Source organism: Roseovarius sp. MBR-51, from assembly GCF_053628575.1.
In genome coordinates, this window is sequence record NZ_JBRJGQ010000001.1 from 22121 (window position 1) to 42839 (window position 20719).

The 20719-nt window shown below is 57.6% G+C and carries 23 protein-coding genes; 16 read left to right on the plus strand and 7 right to left on the minus strand.

Annotation, left to right across the window (positions count from 1 at the left end; translation table 11 throughout):
- The first annotated feature begins 10 nt into the window (after positions 1-10).
- From ACSSVY_RS00125 to secB, 7 genes are all read left to right on the plus strand, one after another.
- The gene (locus ACSSVY_RS00125; protein WP_454267354.1) at positions 11-985 is read left to right on the plus strand and encodes a TRAP transporter substrate-binding protein; all 975 of its coding nucleotides are present in this window, start codon (positions 11-13) and stop codon (positions 983-985) included.
- 58 nt (positions 986-1043) lie between these two features.
- Positions 1044-1604, plus strand: a complete 561-nt coding sequence (locus tag ACSSVY_RS00130; RefSeq protein WP_454267355.1) for a TRAP transporter small permease — start codon at positions 1044-1046, stop codon at positions 1602-1604.
- Positions 1594-2898, plus strand: coding sequence for a TRAP transporter large permease (locus ACSSVY_RS00135; protein WP_454267356.1), 1305 nt, complete (start codon positions 1594-1596; stop codon positions 2896-2898). The genes ACSSVY_RS00130 and ACSSVY_RS00135 overlap by 11 nt, the downstream gene beginning before the upstream one ends.
- Positions 2899-2954: 56 nt before the next feature.
- Positions 2955-3395 carry a winged helix DNA-binding protein gene (locus tag ACSSVY_RS00140; RefSeq protein ID WP_009816771.1) on the plus strand — a complete coding sequence of 147 codons (441 nt, stop codon included), beginning with the start codon at positions 2955-2957 and terminating at the stop codon, positions 3393-3395.
- Between the two features lie 92 nt (positions 3396-3487).
- Positions 3488-4321: a hypothetical protein gene (locus tag ACSSVY_RS00145; RefSeq protein WP_454267357.1), complete on the plus strand. Its 834-nt coding sequence runs from the start codon at positions 3488-3490 to the stop codon at positions 4319-4321.
- A 278-nt stretch (positions 4322-4599) separates the two neighbouring features.
- Complete coding sequence (locus ACSSVY_RS00150) at positions 4600-5418, plus strand: hypothetical protein (RefSeq protein WP_454267358.1); 819 nt, start codon at positions 4600-4602, stop codon at positions 5416-5418.
- Positions 5419-5474: 56 nt separating this feature from the next.
- Complete coding sequence (gene secB / locus ACSSVY_RS00155; protein WP_454267359.1) at positions 5475-5969, plus strand: protein-export chaperone SecB; 495 nt, start codon at positions 5475-5477, stop codon at positions 5967-5969.
- Here the strand turns inward: secB and dnaQ are convergent.
- Genes dnaQ through ACSSVY_RS00175 form a run of 4 tightly spaced genes read right to left on the minus strand, consistent with a single transcriptional unit; the run spans position 5966 to position 8706 of the window.
- Entirely contained in the window at positions 5966-6661 is a 696-nt protein-coding gene (gene dnaQ, locus ACSSVY_RS00160; RefSeq protein ID WP_454267360.1) for a DNA polymerase III subunit epsilon, read from the minus strand. The two genes, secB and dnaQ, sit on opposite strands and share 4 nt — an antisense overlap.
- The gene (gene coaE, locus ACSSVY_RS00165) at positions 6654-7265 is read right to left on the minus strand and encodes a dephospho-CoA kinase (RefSeq protein WP_454267361.1); all 612 of its coding nucleotides are present in this window, start codon (positions 7263-7265) and stop codon (positions 6654-6656) included. The genes dnaQ and coaE overlap by 8 nt, the downstream gene beginning before the upstream one ends.
- Entirely contained in the window at positions 7262-8110 is an 849-nt protein-coding gene (locus ACSSVY_RS00170; RefSeq protein ID WP_454267362.1) for a shikimate dehydrogenase, read from the minus strand. Before ACSSVY_RS00170 ends, coaE begins: the two co-directional genes overlap by 4 nt.
- Positions 8107-8706, minus strand: coding sequence for a Maf family protein (locus ACSSVY_RS00175; RefSeq protein WP_454267363.1), 600 nt, complete (start codon positions 8704-8706; stop codon positions 8107-8109). Before ACSSVY_RS00175 ends, ACSSVY_RS00170 begins: the two co-directional genes overlap by 4 nt.
- Before the next feature lie 419 nt (positions 8707-9125).
- On the opposite strand from ACSSVY_RS00175, the gene hemJ reads away from it, so the two are divergent.
- From hemJ to ACSSVY_RS00210, 7 genes are all read left to right on the plus strand, one after another.
- Entirely contained in the window at positions 9126-9575 is a 450-nt protein-coding gene (hemJ, locus tag ACSSVY_RS00180; protein WP_454267364.1) for a protoporphyrinogen oxidase HemJ, read from the plus strand.
- A 123-nt stretch (positions 9576-9698) separates the two neighbouring features.
- On the plus strand, positions 9699-10970 hold the full coding sequence (gene rho / locus ACSSVY_RS00185; RefSeq protein ID WP_045685915.1) for a transcription termination factor Rho: 1272 nt from the start codon (positions 9699-9701) through the stop codon (positions 10968-10970).
- Between the two features lie 27 nt (positions 10971-10997).
- Entirely contained in the window at positions 10998-12284 is a 1287-nt protein-coding gene (mnmE, locus tag ACSSVY_RS00190; RefSeq protein ID WP_454267365.1) for a tRNA uridine-5-carboxymethylaminomethyl(34) synthesis GTPase MnmE, read from the plus strand.
- Positions 12285-12296: 12 nt separating this feature from the next.
- Positions 12297-14159 carry a tRNA uridine-5-carboxymethylaminomethyl(34) synthesis enzyme MnmG gene (gene mnmG, locus ACSSVY_RS00195; protein ID WP_454267366.1) on the plus strand — a complete coding sequence of 621 codons (1863 nt, stop codon included), beginning with the start codon at positions 12297-12299 and terminating at the stop codon, positions 14157-14159.
- On the plus strand, positions 14156-14761 hold the full coding sequence (gene rsmG / locus ACSSVY_RS00200; protein WP_454267367.1) for a 16S rRNA (guanine(527)-N(7))-methyltransferase RsmG: 606 nt from the start codon (positions 14156-14158) through the stop codon (positions 14759-14761). The genes mnmG and rsmG overlap by 4 nt, the downstream gene beginning before the upstream one ends.
- Positions 14754-15563 (plus strand): ParA family protein, encoded by an 810-nt coding sequence (locus ACSSVY_RS00205; RefSeq protein WP_454267368.1) that lies wholly within the window; start codon positions 14754-14756, stop codon positions 15561-15563. The genes rsmG and ACSSVY_RS00205 overlap by 8 nt, the downstream gene beginning before the upstream one ends.
- 17 nt (positions 15564-15580) lie before the next feature.
- Positions 15581-16486 carry a ParB/RepB/Spo0J family partition protein gene (locus tag ACSSVY_RS00210; protein ID WP_454267369.1) on the plus strand — a complete coding sequence of 302 codons (906 nt, stop codon included), beginning with the start codon at positions 15581-15583 and terminating at the stop codon, positions 16484-16486.
- Between the two features lie 3 nt (positions 16487-16489).
- Here the strand turns inward: ACSSVY_RS00210 and hemW are convergent, their stop codons facing one another.
- Genes hemW through rph form a run of 3 tightly spaced genes read right to left on the minus strand, consistent with a single transcriptional unit; the run spans position 16490 to position 18960 of the window.
- A complete protein-coding gene (gene hemW / locus ACSSVY_RS00215) occupies positions 16490-17680 on the minus strand; it encodes a radical SAM family heme chaperone HemW (RefSeq protein WP_454267370.1) in 1191 nt (396 codons plus the stop codon).
- Complete coding sequence (gene rdgB, locus ACSSVY_RS00220) at positions 17643-18251, minus strand: RdgB/HAM1 family non-canonical purine NTP pyrophosphatase (protein ID WP_454267371.1); 609 nt, start codon at positions 18249-18251, stop codon at positions 17643-17645. The genes hemW and rdgB overlap by 38 nt, the downstream gene beginning before the upstream one ends.
- On the minus strand, positions 18244-18960 hold the full coding sequence (rph, locus tag ACSSVY_RS00225) for a ribonuclease PH (protein WP_009816789.1): 717 nt from the start codon (positions 18958-18960) through the stop codon (positions 18244-18246). Before rph ends, rdgB begins: the two co-directional genes overlap by 8 nt.
- A 116-nt stretch (positions 18961-19076) precedes the next feature.
- On the opposite strand from rph, the gene hrcA reads away from it, so the two are divergent.
- The gene (gene hrcA, locus ACSSVY_RS00230) at positions 19077-20141 is read left to right on the plus strand and encodes a heat-inducible transcriptional repressor HrcA (RefSeq protein WP_454267372.1); all 1065 of its coding nucleotides are present in this window, start codon (positions 19077-19079) and stop codon (positions 20139-20141) included.
- Positions 20142-20150: 9 nt separating this feature from the next.
- The gene (locus ACSSVY_RS00235; RefSeq protein ID WP_454267373.1) at positions 20151-20711 is read left to right on the plus strand and encodes a nucleotide exchange factor GrpE; all 561 of its coding nucleotides are present in this window, start codon (positions 20151-20153) and stop codon (positions 20709-20711) included.
- The last annotated feature ends 8 nt before the right edge of the window (positions 20712-20719 follow it).

A 20719-nucleotide genomic window follows, 5' to 3' on the forward strand; every position in this document is an offset into this window, starting at 1 on the left:
GGAGACGACAATGAAACACCTTACCACACTTGCCCTCTCGGGGGCCTTTGCCCTCAGCTTTGGGGCCGCGCAGGCACAAACGGCGTGGGATATGCCTACGCCTTATGGCGATTCGGTCTTTCACACGCAGAATATCATGCAATTTGCCGAAGATGTTGCAACTGCGACCAATGGTGAGCTGACCATCACCGTGCATTCGGCGGGTTCGCTCTATGCCCATCCCGAGATCCGCGATTCCGTGCGCCGGGGTTTGGCACCGATCGGCGAAATTCTGATGTCGCAACTGGCCAATGAGGATGCGGTGTTCGGGGTCGATTCGGTACCATTTCTGGCGGCGAGTTATGACGATGCCAAAAAGCTCTGGGATGCCTCGCGGGACGAGATCAGTGCCAAGCTAATGGAGCAGGGGTTGGTTCTGCTTTATGTTGTGCCATGGCCGGGTCAAAGCCTCTATCTGACCGAGGAAGTGACGTCGGTCGAGCAGATGAAAGGTGTCAGCTTCCGCGCCTACAACACTGCAACAGAGCGGCTGGCGCAGTTGATGGGCGCCGTTCCGACCACAGTTGAGGCCGGTGATATCCCGACCGCTTTCTCGACCTCGCGCGTTGCTGCGATGATCACGTCGCCCTCGACCGGCGTAGCGTCGCAGGCATGGGATTTTGTCAGCCATTATATCGATACGCAGGCTTGGCTACCCAAGAACATGGTTTTTGTTAACGCCGAAGCGTTTGAAGCGCTGACCGAAGCGCAACAGCAGGCGCTCTTTGAAGCCTCTGCCATGGCCGAAGCGCGGGGTTGGCAGATGTCGATGGCAGAAACCGAAGAGAAAATCGCCATTCTCAAGGAAAATGGCATGCAGGTGTCTTCACCCTCCGCGGAACTGGCGCGTGAGCTGCGTGCGATCGGGGAAACCATGGCGACAGAGTGGAAGGCGAGCGCCGGCGATGCCGGAGAGGCAATCCTGTCCGCCTACACCGCGCGCTGAACGGCAGAGGCGCGGGCATTGTCCCGCGCCACCAATCACTGACAATGGGGGGCTGCGGATGCTACGCGGGCTGCTTGACCGTCTTTACGGCGCGGGTTTTGTGCTGGCTGCCCTGTCGCTGGTAGCGATTTCTCTGCTGGTTCTGGTGCAGGTGCTGGGCCGGGTGATCGACAAGACATTGCTGGCCCTTGGTCAAGAGCCGGTAGGTATCGCGATCACATCGCTGTCGGAGCTTGGGGGGTTCCTGTTTGTTGGCGCAGTGTTTCTTGCCTTGGCGGGCACATTGCGAGCTGGCGGGCATGTGCGGGTGACGCTCTTGTCACAGTCCGTCCCACCCGGCATTGCCAAGTTTCTGGCTGCCGTGGCGCTATTGCTTGCCCTTGGGCTCTGCGGTTTTGCGTTCTACAGCGCGGGCGTGCAGGCGTGGGATTCATGGACCTTTAGCGCCGTGTCCTTTGGGATGGCAAAGTTTCCGCTGTGGGTGCCACAGTCGGTCATGGTGCTGGGTTTGGCCCTGTTCTGGCTGGCCCTCTGCGACGAGTTGGTCGCAGTATTGCGCGGGCGAGAGCCCGCATTCCAGCGCGCAGAAGACAAGAAAGGCATTCAGGATGGGCATTGAAACTCTGTCTTTGATCCTGATGGTCGTGCTCTTTGGCATTCTGGCGCTCGGTCTTTGGGTTGGGTTCGCTTTGATCGCCGTTGGGCTTGTTGCGATGACACTGGCCAGCTCTGCGCCAGCGGAGCTGGTGTTTGGCACCAAGGTCTGGGGCGCACTCAATATCTGGGATCTGACGGCGCTGCCGATGTTCATCTGGATGGGTGAGATCTTGTTTCGCTCGCGGCTCTCGTCGGACATGTTCTCGGGCCTTGCACCGCTGACAGGGCGGTTGCCGGGTCGGTTGCTCCATGCCAATATCTTTGGCTGCGCGCTGTTTGCCGCAGTCTCGGGATCGTCCGCTGCCACGACGGCAACTGTTGGGCGGATGTCGGTGCCGGAACTGACCAAGCGGGGCTATGATGATCGGATGATCATCGGCACTCTGGCGGGATCTGGCACGTTTGGATTTCTCATTCCGCCCTCGATCATTCTGATCGTCTATGGGGCCGCGACGGAACAGAGCATCGCGCGGCTGTTTCTGGCCGGGATCGGACCTGGGATTCTGCTCGCGACACTTTTCTCGGGCTATACGATGATCTGGGCGCTGATGAACCGGGACCGCATGCCGGAACGCGAACCTCAGACGAAATGGACCGAGAAGCTGCGCGCTATCACGCTTCTTGGTCCAACGATCCTGTTGATTGTCGCCGTGATCGGCTCGATTTACGCGGGCCTCGCTTCGCCTACTGAGGCGGCCGTTGTGGGTGTGCTTGGCGCGTTGATCCTCTCGGCCTTGGGCGGTTCGCTTGATTGGCAAAGTGCGTGGGAGGCGCTGCGCGGGGCGACGATCACGACCTGCATGATTGCCTTTATCCTAGCGGGTGCAGCCTTTTTGACGGTCGCCATGGGCTATACCGGTATTCCGCGCGCGCTTGCGACATGGATTGGAGAACAGGGGTATTCGGCCAATCTGCTGCTTGCGGCGCTTGTGGTGTTCTTTGTTATCCTTGGCATGTTCCTAGACGGGATTTCCATCGTCGTGCTGACCACATCGGTCATCCTGCCGATGGTTTTGGCCGCTGGGATCGATCCGATCTGGTTCGGCATTTTCCTTGTCCTGGTGGTCGAGATGAGCCAGATCACGCCACCGGTGGGATTCAACCTCTTTGTGCTGCAATCCATCACCGGGCGCAGCATTTTCGAGATCGCGCGCTATGCCTTTCCCTTCTTTCTGCTCTTGGTTCTGGCCACGGCCATTCTGACCCTGTTTCCGGAGATTGCCCTATGGATTCCTCAGACAATGCTCGCCCGTTAGGGCCAGTCGTCTCATCTGCGCATCTGGCCAATTCAGGATTGCCGGAGCTTTCGGAGATGGAATTCGCGTTGACCATGGCAAACCATGCGTTTCAACGCTGGATGGTCCGTTGCATGACGGCGGCGGGGATGCCGGGCCTGACACCGCTGGAGGTTTTGATCGTGCATCTGGTGCATCACCGGGAGCGCGCCAAGAGCCTTGCCGATATCTGTCTTGTCCTCAATATCGAGGATACGCATCTGGTCAACTATGCCGTGAAAAAGATGGAGAAACAGGGTCTTGTCCGATCTGGCCGCAGCGGCAAGGAAAAGACCATCACCATCACCGAGGCCGGGCAAGAGTACTGCGCCCAATATGCTCGGGTCCGCGAGGCACTGCTGGTGCGATCCGTCCAACAGATGGGCGTGGACAAGGCGGAGATTTCCCGGCTTGCTGCGCTGCTGCGCGCGCTATCCGGCGGCTATGATCAAGCGGCACGCGGGGCGGCAGCGATTTGATCCCCCTGCTGCACGCATTGGCGCGGCACGGGAGACTGGTGCTTGTGCTCGGGTTGATTGGGGGTGTTTATGCTCCTGACTTCGCCGGATCCATGGCGCCCCTGATCTTTCCAATGGTCGTTTTTCTGCTATTTCTCAGCACATTGCGAGTTGACGTGTTGGACGCCTTTCCGGCTTGGCGCGAGGTTCCGGGATATCTCGGGATTACGGTGGTCATGCAGATGGTCATGCCCGTAATGGCGATTGGTCTCTTGTGGGTATCCGGTGGATTGGCCTCAGTTCTGGGTATCGGGGTGGTGCTCGTCCTTGCAGCGGCACCGCTCACGGGCAGTCCCGGGCTAACGCTCATGGTCGGAGGCCATCCCGCTCCTGCTTTGCGGCAACTCATTGTTGGAACAATGCTTTTGCCTCTCACGGTGATCCCGGTGTTCTGGTTGATGCCAGTCTTTGGCGCACCCGAAGTGGTGGCGATGGCCGCTCTAAAGCTCTTGCTGGTGATCGCGCTGGCCGGGGGAGCGGGGCTCTTGCTCCGCAAGCGTGCGGCGTTTTTTCGGACGGCGCACGGCGAAAAGGCAGTAGAAGGCGTGATAACGGCGGTGATGGCCTTCGTCGTGATTGGATTAATGTCAGCGGTGGGTCCAGCGCTCCGTGACTCGACGTCTGATGTCTGGGTGACGCTTGCGGTGGTCTGTGGCCTGAATTTCGGCGCACAGGTCGCTGTGTATCTAACTCTGACGCGACGGGGTCAGGGCGAGGCAGCACCGGCTATGGCAGTCATCGCCGGTAATCGCAACCTGGCGCTCTTTCTCGGGGCTTTGCCGCCAGAGACGGCCTCTGACTTGCTGCTTTTCATTGGGTGTTATCAGGTGCCAATGTACCTCACACCGCTTGTGATGGCACCGCTGCTGCGCAGAGCTTCAAGCTAAGTGATGACGCATTTCGGATCGTAGAGTGGGCAATCGCGACATCGTTGCAGCCTTGCGCATCAGATTGGTGCGGTCTGCTCGGCAAACATCTGCCCGCATAGGTTCGTTCTTAATATCCACTTTAACATGTGCGATCGGTTTGGTACCTTTGTCAGGTGGCTGTGCTTTTGAATTTTATATCTTGTGGTTTCAATGTTTTGCGTAAGGTGTGTCTCTGTTGCTTGTATAGGGCGTGCGATGATCGCATTTCCGTGTGACCAGTCCGTTGCTATCGTTGGTTGTGTTTCGCCAAGTCTCGAGGGAACCCGCCAAAAGAGAATGCCTTGAATAGGATGATTTCCAAACCGCGCTATGGAGCGCCGTGTGAGACTGCGAATTCCGACCGCAGTCATGGTTCGCATGGTGACGGAAAGTCCAAGCCAAGTTTTGCTTTTGGGGTCCTTATGCTGAGCGTTGTGGTGTCGGCATTCGCCTTTGCCGCTGGTGTCATTTCTGTCGGATCAGTCTGGTGGGCCGTCCTGATCGCCTATGCAAGTCAACTGAGCTTTGTCTTGCTTGTGGTCGGAGGCTACTTTGTCTTGCAAACAGACTGGCGTCCCGCGGCGCGCCGTGATCCTACCGTGGCCGTTACATCCTATGACCGACTTATCGACACAGACCCAGCGGTTTGGATTTCCTATCAGCCAAAGCAAGAACGCCTGAATCGCGTGCGCCGCGTGGCGGTCAGCGCGGCGAGCGACAGGGATAGCCGCAAATGTTGTGAATGGCTGGCGGAATATGAGTGTGAAGTTCATCTCTGCTCGGACCACGACACCATGATCGGCGATCTGACTGCGCGGCCGGAGAGATGGTCGCTTCTGATCATTGACGCCGACCACATCGGGGGGCTGGAGGCCGTACCGCGAGAGCTGGAGTATATCCGGAGCGGTCTGGGCAACCTCCCCATCCTTTTTTTAAGCGGGCGCCCGGAACAGGAAGTTCTTGGCGCATTGATCCCGCGCGATCAAAATCTGGTGATGGCAAAGCCGTTTTTTCGCAAGTCATTGTTTGCAGCCTTGGAAAAGCTGAATCTCAAGACGGCGCGGGATCACCATTGAGGCAGAGCCGTGGTCCTGATAAGGGAAACCCGGCATAGTCCCATGAGGAGGTTTCCATGGCCGATCAGGAAAATGGTGCAGCACAGCAAGCGCCGCAGATGAAAATGAACATCCTGTCGCAATTTATCCGCGACATGTCCTTTGAAAATGTTTTGGCGCAGCGGGGCACCGGCGGGGAAGTCCAGCCGGATGTTCAGGTGTCCGTCAATCTCGATGCCAAGAAACGCAGCGTCGAGCATCAATATGAGGTGGTCGTCAAACTCAACATCAACTCCAGAAACAAAGCTGCGAATGAGGTTCTATTCGTTCTGGAGCTGGAATATGTCGGTGTCTTTCACATCGAAGGCGTGCCGGATGATCAGCTGCATCCCTTCCTTCTGATCGAATGCCCACGGATGATCTTTCCCTTCATTCGCCGGATTGTCAGCGACGTGACACATGACGGTGGATTCCCGCCGCTGAACCTTGAAAATATTGATTTCGTTCAGCTTTATCGTGGAGAAATCGCGCGCCGTCAGGCACAGGCAGCTGCACCGAAGGCTGACGCCTAAGACGATTTGCGCCAGAGAGCGGCCTCGCCCATCCTGGCCACGAAGGCCTGATGGGCGGAGGCCTCAGCCTCTGTCAGACGCGGCGCGAGGGGGGCGGGTCTTGGATGAGGTCGCCAGACGCCAGGCTCAGTCATGTCACTGGATCTGGTGGATGACGCGCTCGAGAGCGCAAAATCTGGTTGACGCCCGCCGATCAGTTCGAGATAGACCTCTGCCAGAATTTCTGAGTCGAGCAGCGCGCCGTGCAGAGTGCGCGCGGAATTATCTATTTGAAACCGGCGACATAGCGCATCCAGAGAAGCCGGGGAGCCGGGAAATTTCTGGCGCGCGATGGCGAGGGTGTCGATGGCCTGCTCCCAAGGGAGATGCGGCAGTTTGAGCCAGCCCAATTCGGCGTTGAGAAACTTCATATCAAAGGCGGCGTTGTGGATGACCAGCTTGGCATCCAACACGAAATCCAGAAATTCCTGAGCGATTTCAGTGAATAAGGGCTTGTTGCGGAGAAAATCATCGCCCAGGCCATGCACGGCAAAGGCTGCTTCGGGCATGGCGCGCTGTGGGTTGATGTACTTGTGAAACGTGCGGCCCGTGGGCATGTGATTGTAAAGCTCAACAGCGCCGATCTCGACGATGCGATCGCCAGATTCTGGTTCAAAACCAGTGGTTTCCGTGTCCAGGACGATTTCACGCATGGATGCTCTTTCGTCTGATATCCGCCAACACAGCCTGCACCTGTTGGCGGGCGGATTCAAGGGTGTCGGTTTCGATCACATAATCAGCGCGGGTACGTTTTTCAGTATCAGGCATTTGTTTTTGAAGGATGTTCTCGAACTGAACCTCGGTCATCTTACCCCGCTCCAGAACCCTAGCACGCTGCACCTCCGGTGGGGCCGAGACAACGACAATGGCGTCCATCTCGCGATCAGCCCCCGTTTCGAACAGAAGGGGGATATCGAGCACAATGATAGGGGTACGCTTTGTACCTTGTGTCCCCTGGTTGTGTACGAAGTCGGCGCGGTCCTGTGCGACAAGCGGATGCACGATCCGTTCGATCCGGCCGAGCACATCTGGGTCACGGGATATGATCTCTTTCAGGCGGGTCCGGGACACCGCGCCGTCCTGGATTGCATCGGGGAAGGCGGCGGCGAACGCCGCGACTGCCGCGCCGCCGGGCGCGTAGAGGCGGTGAACGGCGGCGTCGGCATCCCAGACTGCGCAGCCCTCTTCCGCGAAGAGTTGCGCCGTCGTGGATTTGCCCATGCCGATAGAGCCCGTCAGGCCGATAAGAAAGGTCATCGCAAGACGGCGGCGCGTGTGGCGCTGTCGACGGTGGGGCGGACCCCAAACCACCGCTCGAACGCTGGCACCGCCTGATGCAAGAGCATGCCGAGGCCATCGACCGTCACACATCCCATTTGCTCGGCCTCAATCAAGAACCGCGTCTTGAGCGGCGCATAAACGAGGTCCGTCACGAGCGCGCCCCGTCGCAGGCCATCGAGCGGCACACGCAGCGGGGGTTTGCCGATCATGCCAAGTGACGTGGTATTGATCACTGTCGTCGCCTCTTCCAGCATGTTGCCGGCCTGCACCCAATCAACCACTGTCAGGCGTTTGCCAAACTCGGATTGCAGCGACTCGGCGCGAATGCGGGTTCGGTTGGAAATCAAGATCTCGGGTACGCCGACGTCGAGCAGCGACGCCACCACGGCGCGTGCCGCCCCACCCGCCCCAAAGACCGCCGCAGGACCAGCATTTGGCTGCCAAGTGGGGGCATTCTGGCGCAGGTTCTGGATGAAGCCGTAGCCATCGGTGTTGTCAGCGTGGATCTTGCCGTCCTTGCGGAAGATGAGCGTGTTGGCGGCGCCAATCAATGTGGCGCGATCCGTGACGAGATCCGCCAGATCGAGCGCGCGTTCCTTGTGCGGGACAGTGATATTGACGCCCACGAACCCCAGTTTGGGCAAGGTTCGTAACACATCTGCCAAATCCGGGCCCGAGACATCCATCGGAATGTAATAGCCTGCTATGCCATTCGACCTGAGCCAGTGGCCGTGCAGTTGCGGCGATTTGGAATGGGCAATGGGGGACCCGATCACGCCAGCCAATGGAATTCTGGCCAAAGGCTTCTTATCATCGCTCATTGTTGGAGGTCTCCTCGAAGGGTGAGAAAGGATAGAAGGTCGAGCAGCGGCACGCCAAGCACTGTAAAATAGTCCCCTTCCACGCGAGAAAACAGCCGCACGCCTTCGGCCTCGAGCTTGTAGGCTCCGACACACTCTGCGATATCCGGCCAGTTTCGCGCCATATAGCCGTCGAGCCATACGTCGGAAAACGGCCGAACCGTCATGCGCGCCAGTCCAACATGCCGCCAGAGGGGGCGACCGGCCTGACAGATCACAACAGCAGACAGAAGGTCGTGGCGTTTGCCCTGCATGGCACGCAATTGCGCGCGCGCTGCATCGGCGGTTTCCGGTTTTGAGAGCAAATGCCCCTGAAGATCAAGCACTTGGTCGCATCCAATGACCAGAGCGTCGGGATGTTTGGCGCTGACCTTGGTTGCCTTGAGTTCAGCCAAGGCATCGGCAATGTCGCGAGGCGACATATTCTCGGCCAGAAGAGCGGTGCGCACCGTGTCTTCGTCGACGCGGGGCGTGACACACTCGAAAGTGAGGCCGGCATTGCGCAGCAAGGTCTGTCGGATGGCGGACCCCGAGGCCAGAATGATCGGTGCGCTCATGTGGATAACCTGCTGCATAACGTTAGGGGTTTCTTAGGAACAATTAAGGTGAAAATCCATCCCATCTGTGATGCGGGGGAAAACTCGGGGTATCCGGAAGGACTCGCGGCGGTCTATCCCCTGTGGGAAAGGATAACTGCGGTATGGGGATGGCGGCGAGGCACAGAAAGTTATCCAGAGCGGATGTGATGATACCAGTTTTGATTGTTTATTTGTAAACAACTGATGTAAAAACATAATATTGATAAAATTTCATTTTCGTTTTTCGGTTACTGAAATTTACCAACAGAGTTATCCACCTGTGCATGGGTCTGTGGAGAGCATAATGATCCACAGATTTCACGCTCTCTTCATCACACTACATCCTTTCTAATCTATCTATTAATATTTAAGAGGATCAGGACGGAATGGAGCATTGAATGTCTGATCTCTTGAGTGTGACCTATCCATGGATCAAAGCGTTTCATATCATGTCGGTCATCGCATGGATGGCGGGCCTGTTCTATTTGCCGCGCCTGTTTGTATATCATACCGAACAATCGCAGCCGGGTGATAGCCGGGATTCGGTGTTTCAAGTTATGGAATACAAGCTCTTGCGGTTCATCATGACGCCCTCAATGATCGCGACCTGGGCGTTTGGTCTGCTCCTCGTGATGACGCCGGGGATCGTGGATTGGGGATCCGTTTGGCCCTACACGAAACTTGGAGGACTCCTTGTGATGACCTGGTTTCATATGTGGCTGAGCGCACGGCGCAAAGAGTTCGCGCGGGGAGCCAATACGCGCACCGGGCGTCAGCATCGGATAATGAATGAGGTGCCGACGCTGGCGATGGTGGTGATCGTGCTGTCGGTTGTGGTCAAGTTCTGAGTCAGATTGACGAATGGGGCGGGGTTGCCTATGTAGGCGTTGGGCTACCGTCCTGGTGGCTTTTGAATTCCCATCAATGACTGAGAGATGCATCCGGTATCGGGTGTCACCATAGGAATTATCATGTCTGAAGACCGTTTGAACCTCGCTGACCTCAAGGCAATGACCGCCAAGGAGCTGTTGACGATCGCCGAAGAGCTGGAGATCGAAAACGCCTCGACCATGCGTAAGGGCGAGATGATGTTCTCGATCCTCAAGGAGCGGGCCGAAGAGGACTGGACGGTTTACGGCGATGGGGTCTTGGAAGTGTTGCAGGATGGGTTTGGATTTCTCCGCTCTCCAGAGGCCAATTATCTGCCAGGTCCGGATGATATTTATGTTTCGCCCGATATGATCCGGCAATATTCGCTGCGGACTGGCGATACGATTGAAGGGCAGATGAAGCAGCCCGATGAGACCGAGCGGTATTTCGCGCTGACCTCGGTCACACAGATCAATTTTGAGGACCCGGAACGGGCCCGGCATAAGATCGCGTTTGACAACCTGACGCCGCTCTATCCCGATGAGCGGTTCAAGATGGAAATTGAAGACCCGACCATCAAGGATCGTTCGGCGCGGATCATTGATCTTGTGGCTCCGATCGGCAAGGGTCAGCGGTCACTGATCGTGGCGCCGCCGCGGACGGGTAAGACGGTGTTGTTGCAGAATATCGCCAATAGCATCGAGAAGAACCATCCGGAATGCTATCTGATCGTCTTGCTCATTGATGAGCGGCCGGAAGAGGTGACGGATATGCAGCGCTCGGTCAAGGGTGAGGTCGTCAGCTCGACCTTTGACGAGCCCGCGACGCGACATGTGGCGGTCGCCGAGATGGTGATCGAGAAGGCGAAGCGATTGGTGGAGCATAAGCGGGATGTCGTGATCCTGCTTGATTCGATCACGCGATTGGGCCGGGCCTATAACACGGTTGTGCCGTCCTCGGGCAAGGTTCTGACCGGGGGGGTGGATGCCAATGCGTTGCAGCGGCCCAAGCGGTTCTTTGGCGCAGCGCGGAATATAGAAGAGGGTGGATCGCTGACGATCATCGCAACGGCGCTGATTGATACGGGAAGCCGGATGGACGAGGTGATCTTTGAAGAATTCAAGGGCACAGGCAACTCTGAGATCGTGTTGGACCGCAAGGTGGCGGATAAGCGCGTGTTCCCGGCGATTGATATTCTCAAGTCCGGCACGCGGAAAGAGGATCTGTTGATCGACAAGGGCGATTTGCAGAAAACCTTTGTCCTGCGGCGCATTCTGAATCCGATGGGCACGACAGACGCGGTCGAGTTCTTGTTGTCGAAGCTGAAGCAGACCAAGACGAATGCTGAATTCTTTGATTCGATGAACACCTGAGGTCTGCACTGAGGCGGAGGCGTTCCGATGGACACGATCTATGCGCTTTCGACGGCTCAGGGGAAAGCAGGCGTGGCCGTCATTCGGGTCAGCGGACCCCTGGCGTCCGAGGCCTGCCGGCGACTTTGTGGGGATGTGCCTGAACCACGTCGCGCGGTGTTGCGGGTGTTACGGGATGAAGGCGGCGAGCGGCTCGATCAGGCTTTGGTGCTAATTTTTGCTAAGAACGAGAGTTTTACCGGCGAGATCACGGCAGAGTTTCAACTGCACGGAAGTGTCGCGGTCGTGGCGTCTGTTCTCGCGAATCTTGGGCGGATTGACGGATTGCGCCCTGCCGAGGCTGGAGAGTTTACCCGGCGCGCATTGGAGAATGGACGGCTGGATTTGGCGCAGGTCGAGGGGCTGGCCGATCTGATTGAGGCCGAGACGGAGGCGCAGCGTAAGCAAGCCCTGCGGGTATTTTCTGGTGCTCTTGGGGAAAGATGTGAAAAATGGCGTCGCAGTTTGATTCGTGCCGTGGCGTTATTGGAGGCAACCATTGATTTTGCCGACGAGGAGGTGCCGGTGGACGTCTCGCCAGAGGTCACCGACCTAATTCAGGGTGTGATTCAGGGGCTTGAGGCCGAAATCGCTGGCGTTTCGGTGAGTGAGAGAATTCGAACGGGCTTTGAGGTTGCAATCGTGGGAGCTCCGAATGTTGGAAAGTCGACATTGCTCAATGCGTTGGCCGGCCGAGATGCGGCGATCACCTCTGAGTATGCTGGCACCACGCGAGACGTGATCGAAGTTCGGATGGATTTGGCGGGGCTCCCGGTGACGTTGCTTGACACGGCTGGGCTGAGAGAAACTACAGATGCAGTGGAATCTATTGGCATAGAGCGCGCCCGTGCGCGCGCGGCACAGGCGGATCTACGCGTGTTCCTGATTGAAGAGGGTGGCGACTTTGAGTTCGCGCCAGAGGCTGAGGATATTGTCGTCCGGGCCAAAGCGGACATTTCCGGCGATCTAACGGGTGCTGTATCCGGAAAGACCGGGGCGGGCCTATCGGAATTGGTCGATCGGATTGCAACTGTTCTGGGAGCGCGGGCCATGGGAGCGGGGCTTGCGACCCGCGAGCGGCATCGGCAGGCGATGGCGCGTGGCCTCAAAGCTTTGCAAGTCAGTCTGGACACGCTGCCACTAGGCGAGGTAATGGCCGAGATCGCTGCGGAAGAACTGCGGGTGGCTATTCGCGCGCTTGATTCTCTGGTAGGACGCATTGATGTCGAAACCGTTCTGGATGAGATCTTCGCCAGCTTTTGTCTGGGCAAATGAAAGGTGTTTCACGTGAAACATTTTGACGTCATTGTCATTGGAGGCGGGCATGCCGGTGCTGATGCCGCGCATGCTGCGGCACGCATGGGCGCGCGCACGGCGTTGGTTACATTGACCCGGGCCGGAATTGGCGTCATGTCGTGCAACCCGGCCATCGGAGGCCTGGGCAAAGGACATCTCGTGCGTGAGATTGACGCGCTGGATGGCGTGATGGGGCGTGTCGCAGATCGCGCCGGCATTCAGTTTCGTTTGCTCAATCGGCGGAAAGGCCCTGCTGTTCAGGGGCCAAGAGCGCAGGCGGATCGCAAGATTTATCGCGAAGAGATGCTTGCGGAGATCGAAAGCTGCTCAGGACTCAGCGTCATTGTGGGGGAGGCCGCCGATTTTCTGATGCAAGGTGAGCGCGTTGCGGGGGTGCGGCTGATTGATGGCAGCGAGATTTCTGGTGCTACTGTAATCCTGACAACCGGGACGTTCTTGCGCGGTGTCATTCATATTGGCGAAGTGTCCCGACCTGGAGGGCGTATGGGCGACCGCCCATCCATCCCGCTGGCGGAGCGTATGGATGGATTCGGTTTGGCAATGGGACGTCTCAAAACCGGGACGCCGCCCCGGCTTAATGGTAAGACGATTGATTGGGCGCGGTTAGAAGAGCAGCCCGGCGATGACGATCCCACGCTTTTCTCGTTTATGTCCAAGACGCCGTCCGCACGCCAGATCTCTTGCGGGATTACGCATACGAACATGCAAACGCATGATATAATTCGCGAAAATCTTGGACGCTCGGCTATGTATGGCGGACATATTGATGGTATCGGTCCCCGGTATTGCCCCTCGATCGAGGATAAGATTGTTCGGTTTTCTGATAAGAGCTCACATCAGATATTCCTTGAGCCGGAAAGTCTTTCTGATGACGTGATCTATCCAAATGGAATTTCCACATCGCTGCCCGTAGAGGTTCAGGAGGCCTATGTTCGGTCGATCCATGGGCTGGAGGCGGCAGAGATTCTACAGCCTGGATATGCAATTGAGTACGATTATGTCGACCCGCGCGCGCTTGATAGCCGGCTTGCGGTTAAATCTGTGCCGGGTCTCTACCTCGCCGGCCAGATCAATGGGACGACCGGCTATGAAGAGGCGGCCGCACAGGGTGTGGTTGCAGGGCTGAACGCCGCGCTTGAGGCTTTGGGGCGTGCGCCCGCTCAGTTCAGTCGAACGGATAGCTACATCGGAGTGATGATTGACGACCTGACGACCCGAGGCGTGAGCGAGCCTTACCGCATGTTCACCTCTCGGGCGGAATTCCGATTATCGCTCCGTGCGGATAATGCAGATCAGAGGATGACGCCGTTCGGGCTTGAGTTGGGGTGCGTCAGCGCGCCGCGCAAACTGGCCTTTGAGGAGAAGATGGAGCGCCTGAGCGCTGCGAGGCGCCGGTTGGAAACAGCCAGCTATACGCCGCGTCAACTGTCAGATCTCGGTCTGAATGTAAATCATGACGGTGCGAGAAGGAACGCATTCCAGATCTTATCCTATCCAGATGTAGCGTTTTATGATCTTGTGCGGCTAGATCCTGAGTTTGCCGTGATCGACATTGAGACGCAGAAACAGATCGCCAAAGACGCGCTTTATGCGACATATATCGAGCGACAGAACCGTGATGTCGCGAAGCTGAAGCGGGACGAATCCTATGTTATTCCAAGGTCTTTTGGCTATGGGTCCATCGAGGGACTGTCGAATGAGCTCAAAAGCAAACTCACGACCGTGCGCCCCGAGAACCTCGCGCAGGCGGGGCGGATCGAGGGAATGACGCCCGCCGCCCTGAGTCTCATTCTGGCAAAGCTGCGGCAAGCTGCGCGGGAGAAGATTGCGTGACAGGCTTGCCTGATGTTTCACGTGAAACACAGGAGCGGCTTAAGATCTATGCTGATCTTCTTGCCAAATGGAATCCTCGCATCAACCTTGTGTCTAAAGCGAGTCTTGATCAGATGTGGACACGACATTTTGCAGATTCCGCACAGATTTGCGATCTCGCACCGCATCCTGTCGGACATTGGGTTGACCTCGGGTCTGGGGGTGGATTTCCCGGTCTTGTCGTTGCGGTGCTCGCACAAGAGACCGGGTCGCCGCGCCGTATGACGCTCATCGAGAGCGACGCTCGGAAAGCAGCGTTTCTGCGGGTGGTCATCCGGGAAACGGGGGCCGCCGCGACCGTTCTCAATGAGCGGATAGAGAGCGCAGAGCCTCAGGCTGCGACGGTCCTGTCGGCGCGCGCCCTCGCGGATCTTGATGGGCTTCTGGCTTTTGCTGAACGTCATCTGACTGCAGAGGGCGTGGCGCTCTTTCCAAAGGGCGCTACCTGGGAAATCGAGTTGAAAGCGGCACAAAGAAAGTGGCGCTTTGACTATCAGCTTGCTAAAAGCGTTACAGAAACCGGTTCGGTTGTTTTTGCCATCACAGGAGTTGCCCGTGCCTGATCCGACGCGACCCGAGGGGCCAAAGATCATCGCAGTTGCCAACCAGAAAGGTGGGGTCGGCAAGACTACAACGACGATCAATCTTGGCGCTGCACTGGCAGAGACCGGGGCCCGCGTGCTGATTGTCGATCTTGACCCACAGGGGAATGCGTCGACCGGGCTGGGAATTGAGGCGGAGGCCCGGACGTTTACGGCCTATGATCTGCTTTTGGACGAGATTTCCCTGGACGACGTCATTCAGCCGACCGGCGTTGATCATCTGTCGATCATTCCTGCGACAGTGGATTTATCCTCTGCTGATATCGAATTGATTTCCAATGAGAAACGCAGTTTTCTTCTCCATGATGCGTTGCGTCAGCCGGCGATGGACGCCTATGAGTTTGAGTATGTTCTGATTGATTGCCCGCCCTCGCTCAACCTTTTGACGGTAAACGCCATGGTCGCCGCGCACTCTATTCTTGTGCCGCTTCAAAGTGAATTCTTTGCGCTGGAAGGGTTGTCTCAGTTGATGTTGACCATCCGCGAGATACGCCAGACCGCAAATCCAACGCTCAGAATCGAAGGTGTAGTCCTGACGATGTTTGACGCTCGCAATAATCTTTCGACGCAGGTGGAGCAGGATGCCAGGGACAATCTGGGGGATCTGGTGTTCAAGACGCGCATTCCGAGGAATGTCCGGGTGAGTGAGGCGCCGTCCTATGCGATGTCGGTTCTCTCTTATGATCCCCTGTCCAAAGGCGCGCAGGCCTATCGCGATCTGGCGCAGGAGTTGATGCAAAACAGCGCCCGGATCGCGGCCTGAATGGAGAGGACAAGCCTATGACCAGCAAGAAATCTCAGCCGCGTGGATTGGGTCGCGGGCTTTCGGCGTTGATGGCGGATGTGTCTGCCGATGTTACGGCCCGCAAGGATGATGCGCCGCGTCGACCGGATTTCATGGTGCCAGTGGAAAAGGTCCGCCCAAATCCGAATCAGCCGAGGCGGTCCTTTGATGCGACTTTGCTTGAAGACCTTGCTCGGTCAATCTCTGAAAAGGGCATCATTCAGCCGTTGATCGTTCGACTGGTGTCCGGTCGTGCTGATGAGTATGAGATTGTCGCCGGAGAACGCCGTTGGCGCGCAGCACAGATGGCTAAACTTCACCAAATACCGGTATTGATCCGCGACTTTGATGACACAGAGGTTCTTGAAGTCGCCATCATCGAGAATATTCAGAGGGCCGATCTCAATCCTGTTGAAGAAGCCTCTGGTTATCAGCAGTTGATGCAGAAATTCGGCCATACACAAGAAAAGCTGGCCGAAGCCCTGGGCAAGAGCCGCAGCCATATTGCAAACTCCATCCGTTTGCTGGCTCTGCCAGAAGAGGTCTTGAGCTATGTTCGCGACGGCAAGCTCTCTGCGGGTCACGCCCGAGCGCTCATCACGGTTGACGATCCAGCCGCCCTTGCCCGTCAGGTGATTCAAAAGTCGCTATCGGTCCGAGAAACGGAGAAATTGGCCAAATCTGGTCCTAGCAATATTTTCAGAGAGAGCGGCCAAACGTCAAAGCCACGCAAGGAGCCGCTGAAAGACGCAGATACCAAGGCACTAGAAGAAGATCTCTCTGCAAATCTGACGATGAAGGTCCAGATTGACCACATCCCGGGTCGGGAGAACGGTCAGATTACCATTCACTACGCGTCGCTGGATCAGCTGGACCGTCTGATTGGAATGCTCAGCATCTGACGTTCACACGTCTGGCAGCAGATCGCGAATCACAGCATTCAACACGGCGCGTCCGGCGCGGGTCGCACGAAGGCGGGTGCCTAGCGGCTCGATCATCCCGATTTGTTGCAGGTGATCAACGACGTGGGGCGAAAGCGGTTGGCCTGCAAGTTTTTCAAACCGGCCCGGATCAATGCCGTCGGAAATACGCAGACCCATCAAGAGATATTCAACCGCTTGATCCTGTCCTGACAGGCGCACTGGCTTACGCTCTGAACTGGCCGTTTCCACCGAGTCGAGCCAGCGCCCCGGCGCACGATGGGCCTCGGTCGCGTGTTTCTGCCCATTGCGTGTGATGCGGCCATGTGCGCCCGGACCGATGCCGATGTAATCTCCATAGCGCCAATAGATCAGGTTATGACGCGATTCGGACCCCGGCCGCGCGTGATTTGAAACCTCATAGGCGGGCAGTCCTGCAGCGTCACAGATCTCCTGCGTTGCCTCATACATATCCGCCGCCGCCTCATCCTCTGGTAAGCCGCGCAGCTTTCCCGCTGCATAGCGGTCCCCAAATGCCGTGCCTGTCTCTATGGTCAGTTGATAGAGCGACAGATGATCCACCGCCATTGCCAGAGCCTCGCGCAATTCCGCCTTCCAGGCGTCAAGGGTTTGATCCTGGCGCGCGTAGATAAGATCAAAGCTCACTCTATCAAAGTTTTCTCTTGCTATATCAAAGGCTTGCCTCGCCTCTGCAACTGAATGTATACGTCCCAAGCGTTTGAGATCTATGTCGTTCAAGGCCTGCACGCCCATTGAGATACGTGTTACACCTGCCTCGGCAAAAGCACGAAAGCGTCCAGCTTCGACCGAGCTTGGATTGGCCTCTAGGGTTATCTCGGGCGCATTGGCCATGGGCCATGAGGCCTTGATCCGCTCTATGAGCGCTGCGATCGATTCAGGTGCCATGAGGCTGGGCGTGCCGCCGCCAAAGAAGACGGTGTTGAGAACCCGACCCGGTAAAAGAGCGGCATAGCGATCAGTCTCGGCCAAATAGGCATTGCACCAACGGGTTTGGTCAATCTCGCGCGCCACATGGCTGTTAAAGTCGCAATAGGGGCATTTGGCCTCGCAAAAGGGCCAGTGAATATAGAGCCCAAAGCCCCCATCTTGCCAATCCTCAGGCAAAACAACCTGCAACCAGCTTGCGGAACGCATCGGCGCGGTGGCTGATCCGGTTTTTCTCTGTCGGGGCCATCTCGGCAAAGGTCACGTCATGGCCAAGCGGCTGAAACATCGGATCATAGCCATGGCCCTGCGCGCCGCGCATCGGCCAGACCACCCACCCTTCGGCCGTACCCTCAAAGACTTCATCATGCCCGTCCGGCCAAGCAAGGACCAGAGTACAACAAAACCGAGCCGTCCAGGGTTGCGCCTGCTTGCTCGCAACCAGCGCGTCATGGGCCCGGCGCATGGCCATACCAAAGTCGCGACCCGTCTCTGTTTCGGCCCAATTTGCGGTATAGACGCCAGGTGCGCCATCCAGGGCGTCAATCACGATACCCGAATCGTCCGACAGGGCCGGCAAACCCGTGGCGCGCGCAGCCGCATGGGCCTTGATCCTCGCGTTGCCAAGAAAGGTTGTCTCGGTTTCATCTGGCTCTTCGAGGCCGAGGGCAGCCGCGCCCACGACTTCCACACCATAGGGCGCAAGCAGGGCGGTAATTTCCCCCAGCTTGCCCGCGTTATGGGTGGCGACCAGAAGCCGATCGTCGGTGAATTTACGCACCCGTTGCCTCGCGCTGTTTCGCGACCAGAAGATCAACGCCTTGTTCGGCCAGATCTAGCAGGGTATTCATCTGATCACGGCTATAGGTCGAGCCTTCGGCGCTCATCTGCACCTCGATCAGGCGTTTGCTTCCGGTCATGATGAAATTGCCGTCCACACCGGCCTCGCTATCTTCGGGATAGTCGAGGTCGAGAACAGGTTGCCCCGCATAGATCCCGCAGGATACCGCCGCAACGGGGTCAATCAACGGATCGCTGATCACATCGCCTGCCTTCATCAATTTCTGAACCGCCAATTTGAGTGCGACCCAGCCGCCGGTGATAGAGGCGCAGCGCGTGCCGCCATCCGCTTGGATCACATCGCAGTCGACTGTGATCTGTCGTTCACCCAGGGCGACCCGGTCCACGCCCGCGCGCAGGCTGCGACCTATGAGGCGTTGAATCTCGACTGTGCGCCCGCCCTGTTTGCCCGCCGTAGCCTCGCGGCGCATGCGGCTGTTGGTCGAGCGCGGCAGCATCCCATATTCCGCCGTGACCCAACCCAGACCCGACCCTTTGACAAATGGCGGCACGCGCTCTTCGATTGTGGCGGTGCAGAGCACATGCGTATCGCCAATCTTGATCAGGCAGGAGCCTTCGGCATGTTTCAAAACACCGGTTTCGATTGAAACTGGCCGCATTTCGCTTAAATTCCTACCCGAAGGTCGCATTACATGTCCCTTTCACTGTTGGCTCCGGGATATATGTGCAAGGCCTGTGATGGCAACCCCGATTGACCTTTGCCGCGCGCAGTCTTTAATGACATCCTAGACAGGAATACCATCTGATGAATGACGCCAGTTCGCTTCTGGATCAGCTCAACGACCGCTCGCGCGAGGTGTTCCGTCGCGTGGTCGAAAGCTATCTTGCCAAGGGCGACCCGGTTGGCTCGCGGACCCTGACGCGGGATTTCAGCGAAAAGGTCAGCGCCGCCACGATCCGCAACGTGATGCAGGATCTGGAGTATATGGGTCTCTTGGGCAGCCCGCATATCAGCGCTGGGCGTATTCCGACCCAAGAGGGGCTGCGCATGTTCGTGGATGGCTTGCTCGAGGTCAGCAATCTCGAAGCGACCGACCGTCAGGCGATTGATGCGACCGTCGGCAGCAATTCGCAGGATGTCGCCGGAGCGCTCGACCGGATCGGGGCGGCCCTGTCAGGGGTGACACGGGGGGCGTCATTGGTGCTCGCTCCCAAACATGAGGCGCCGATAAAGCATATCGAGTTTGTCAGTCTCGGCCATGATCGTGCCCTTGTCGTGCTGGTGTTTTCGGATGGCCATGTTGAGAACCGCATTTTTACGCCACCACCGGGACAAACGCCCAGTTCGATGCGCGAGGCAGCGAATTTCCTCAATGCATTGATTGAGGGAAAAACGTTGTCGGACCTGCAAACCGTGATCGCGCGGCAGATTTCTGCGCGGCGGCAGGAGATCGATCAGCTTGCCCGCGATCTGATCGACAGTGGCCTAGCCGTGTGGGAGGGCGAGGGCGACCATTACGAGCGTTTGATCGTGCGGGGCCGCGCCAATCTGTTGAGCACGACCGCCGAAGAAAAGGATCTGGAGCGGATTCGAATCCTGTTCGATGATCTGGAGCGCAAGCGCGACATTGCCGAATTTCTGGAACTGGCCGATGAAGGGGCCGGTGTGCGCATTTTTATTGGCTCTGAGAACAAACTTTTCTCACTTTCGGGTTCCTCTTTGGTGGTCTCTCCATATATGAACGCTGACCGTAAGATCATCGGTGCGGTGGGCGTTATTGGCCCGACGCGCCTAAACTATGGACGGATTGTGCCGATTGTGGATTACACGGCGCAACTCGTGGGCAAACTGATCTCCGACCGGAGCTAGAGGTGAAGAATGGCAGAGCCGAAAGAAGACAGCTTTCTCGACGATATCGAAGAAGCAGCCGCCGCAGAGCGTGAGCAAATGGATGAAGACATCAGCGATGAGGCGCTCGAGCTTGACTCCCTGCGCGCGGAGCGGGACGCCCTGCGCGACAAGTTCATGCGTGCGCTTGCGGATGCGGAGAACGCTCGCAAGCGGTCCGAAAAGGATCGCCGTGAGGCAGAGAACTATGGTGGATCGAAGCTGTCGCGTGATATGTTGCCGATCTATGACAATCTGAAACGTGCGCTTGAAACCGTGACCGAAGAGCAGCGCGCCGGGTCGGCGGCACTGTTCGAAGGGATCGAGCTGACGCTGCGCGAGCTGCGCAATGTCTTCACCAAGCACGGCATCACAGTGATAGATCCGCAGGTCGGCGACCGTTTTGATCCGCAGCAGCATGAAGCGATGTTCGAGGCCCCGCTGCCCGGCACCAAGGCAGGCGAGATCATTCAGGTTTCGACCCAAGGGTTCATGCTCCATGACCGCATCCTGCGACCGGCGCAGGTCGGGGTGTCGTCTAACCGGGGTTGAGTGTCGCG

Bases quoted from the DNA above. Each gene is read 5' to 3' on its own strand.
- mnmE (WP_454267365.1), top strand. From the start codon at position 10,998: ATGGACACGATCTATGCGCTTTCGACGGCTCAGGGGAAAGCAGGCGTG.
- ACSSVY_RS00175 (WP_454267363.1), bottom strand. From the start codon at position 8,706: ATGAGCGCACCGATCATTCTGGCCTCGGGGTCCGCCATCCGACAGACC.
- ACSSVY_RS00130 (WP_454267355.1), top strand. From the start codon at position 1,044: ATGCTACGCGGGCTGCTTGACCGTCTTTACGGCGCGGGTTTTGTGCTG.
- hemW (WP_454267370.1), bottom strand. From the start codon at position 17,680: ATGCGTTCCGCAAGCTGGTTGCAGGTTGTTTTGCCTGAGGATTGGCAA.
- rph (WP_009816789.1), bottom strand. From the start codon at position 18,960: ATGCGACCTTCGGGTAGGAATTTAAGCGAAATGCGGCCAGTTTCAATC.
- ACSSVY_RS00235 (WP_454267373.1), top strand. From the start codon at position 20,151: ATGGCAGAGCCGAAAGAAGACAGCTTTCTCGACGATATCGAAGAAGCA.
- dnaQ (WP_454267360.1), bottom strand. From the start codon at position 6,661: ATGCGTGAAATCGTCCTGGACACGGAAACCACTGGTTTTGAACCAGAA.
- rho (WP_045685915.1), top strand. From the start codon at position 9,699: ATGTCTGAAGACCGTTTGAACCTCGCTGACCTCAAGGCAATGACCGCC.
- ACSSVY_RS00170 (WP_454267362.1), bottom strand. From the start codon at position 8,110: ATGAGCGATGATAAGAAGCCTTTGGCCAGAATTCCATTGGCTGGCGTG.
- secB (WP_454267359.1), top strand. From the start codon at position 5,475: ATGGCCGATCAGGAAAATGGTGCAGCACAGCAAGCGCCGCAGATGAAA.
- hemJ (WP_454267364.1), top strand. From the start codon at position 9,126: ATGTCTGATCTCTTGAGTGTGACCTATCCATGGATCAAAGCGTTTCAT.
- ACSSVY_RS00140 (WP_009816771.1), top strand. From the start codon at position 2,955: ATGGAATTCGCGTTGACCATGGCAAACCATGCGTTTCAACGCTGGATG.
- hrcA (WP_454267372.1), top strand. From the start codon at position 19,077: ATGAATGACGCCAGTTCGCTTCTGGATCAGCTCAACGACCGCTCGCGC.
- ACSSVY_RS00135 (WP_454267356.1), top strand. From the start codon at position 1,594: ATGGGCATTGAAACTCTGTCTTTGATCCTGATGGTCGTGCTCTTTGGC.
- ACSSVY_RS00145 (WP_454267357.1), top strand. From the start codon at position 3,488: ATGGCGCCCCTGATCTTTCCAATGGTCGTTTTTCTGCTATTTCTCAGC.
- ACSSVY_RS00125 (WP_454267354.1), top strand. From the start codon at position 11: ATGAAACACCTTACCACACTTGCCCTCTCGGGGGCCTTTGCCCTCAGC.
- ACSSVY_RS00210 (WP_454267369.1), top strand. From the start codon at position 15,581: ATGACCAGCAAGAAATCTCAGCCGCGTGGATTGGGTCGCGGGCTTTCG.
- coaE (WP_454267361.1), bottom strand. From the start codon at position 7,265: ATGACCTTTCTTATCGGCCTGACGGGCTCTATCGGCATGGGCAAATCC.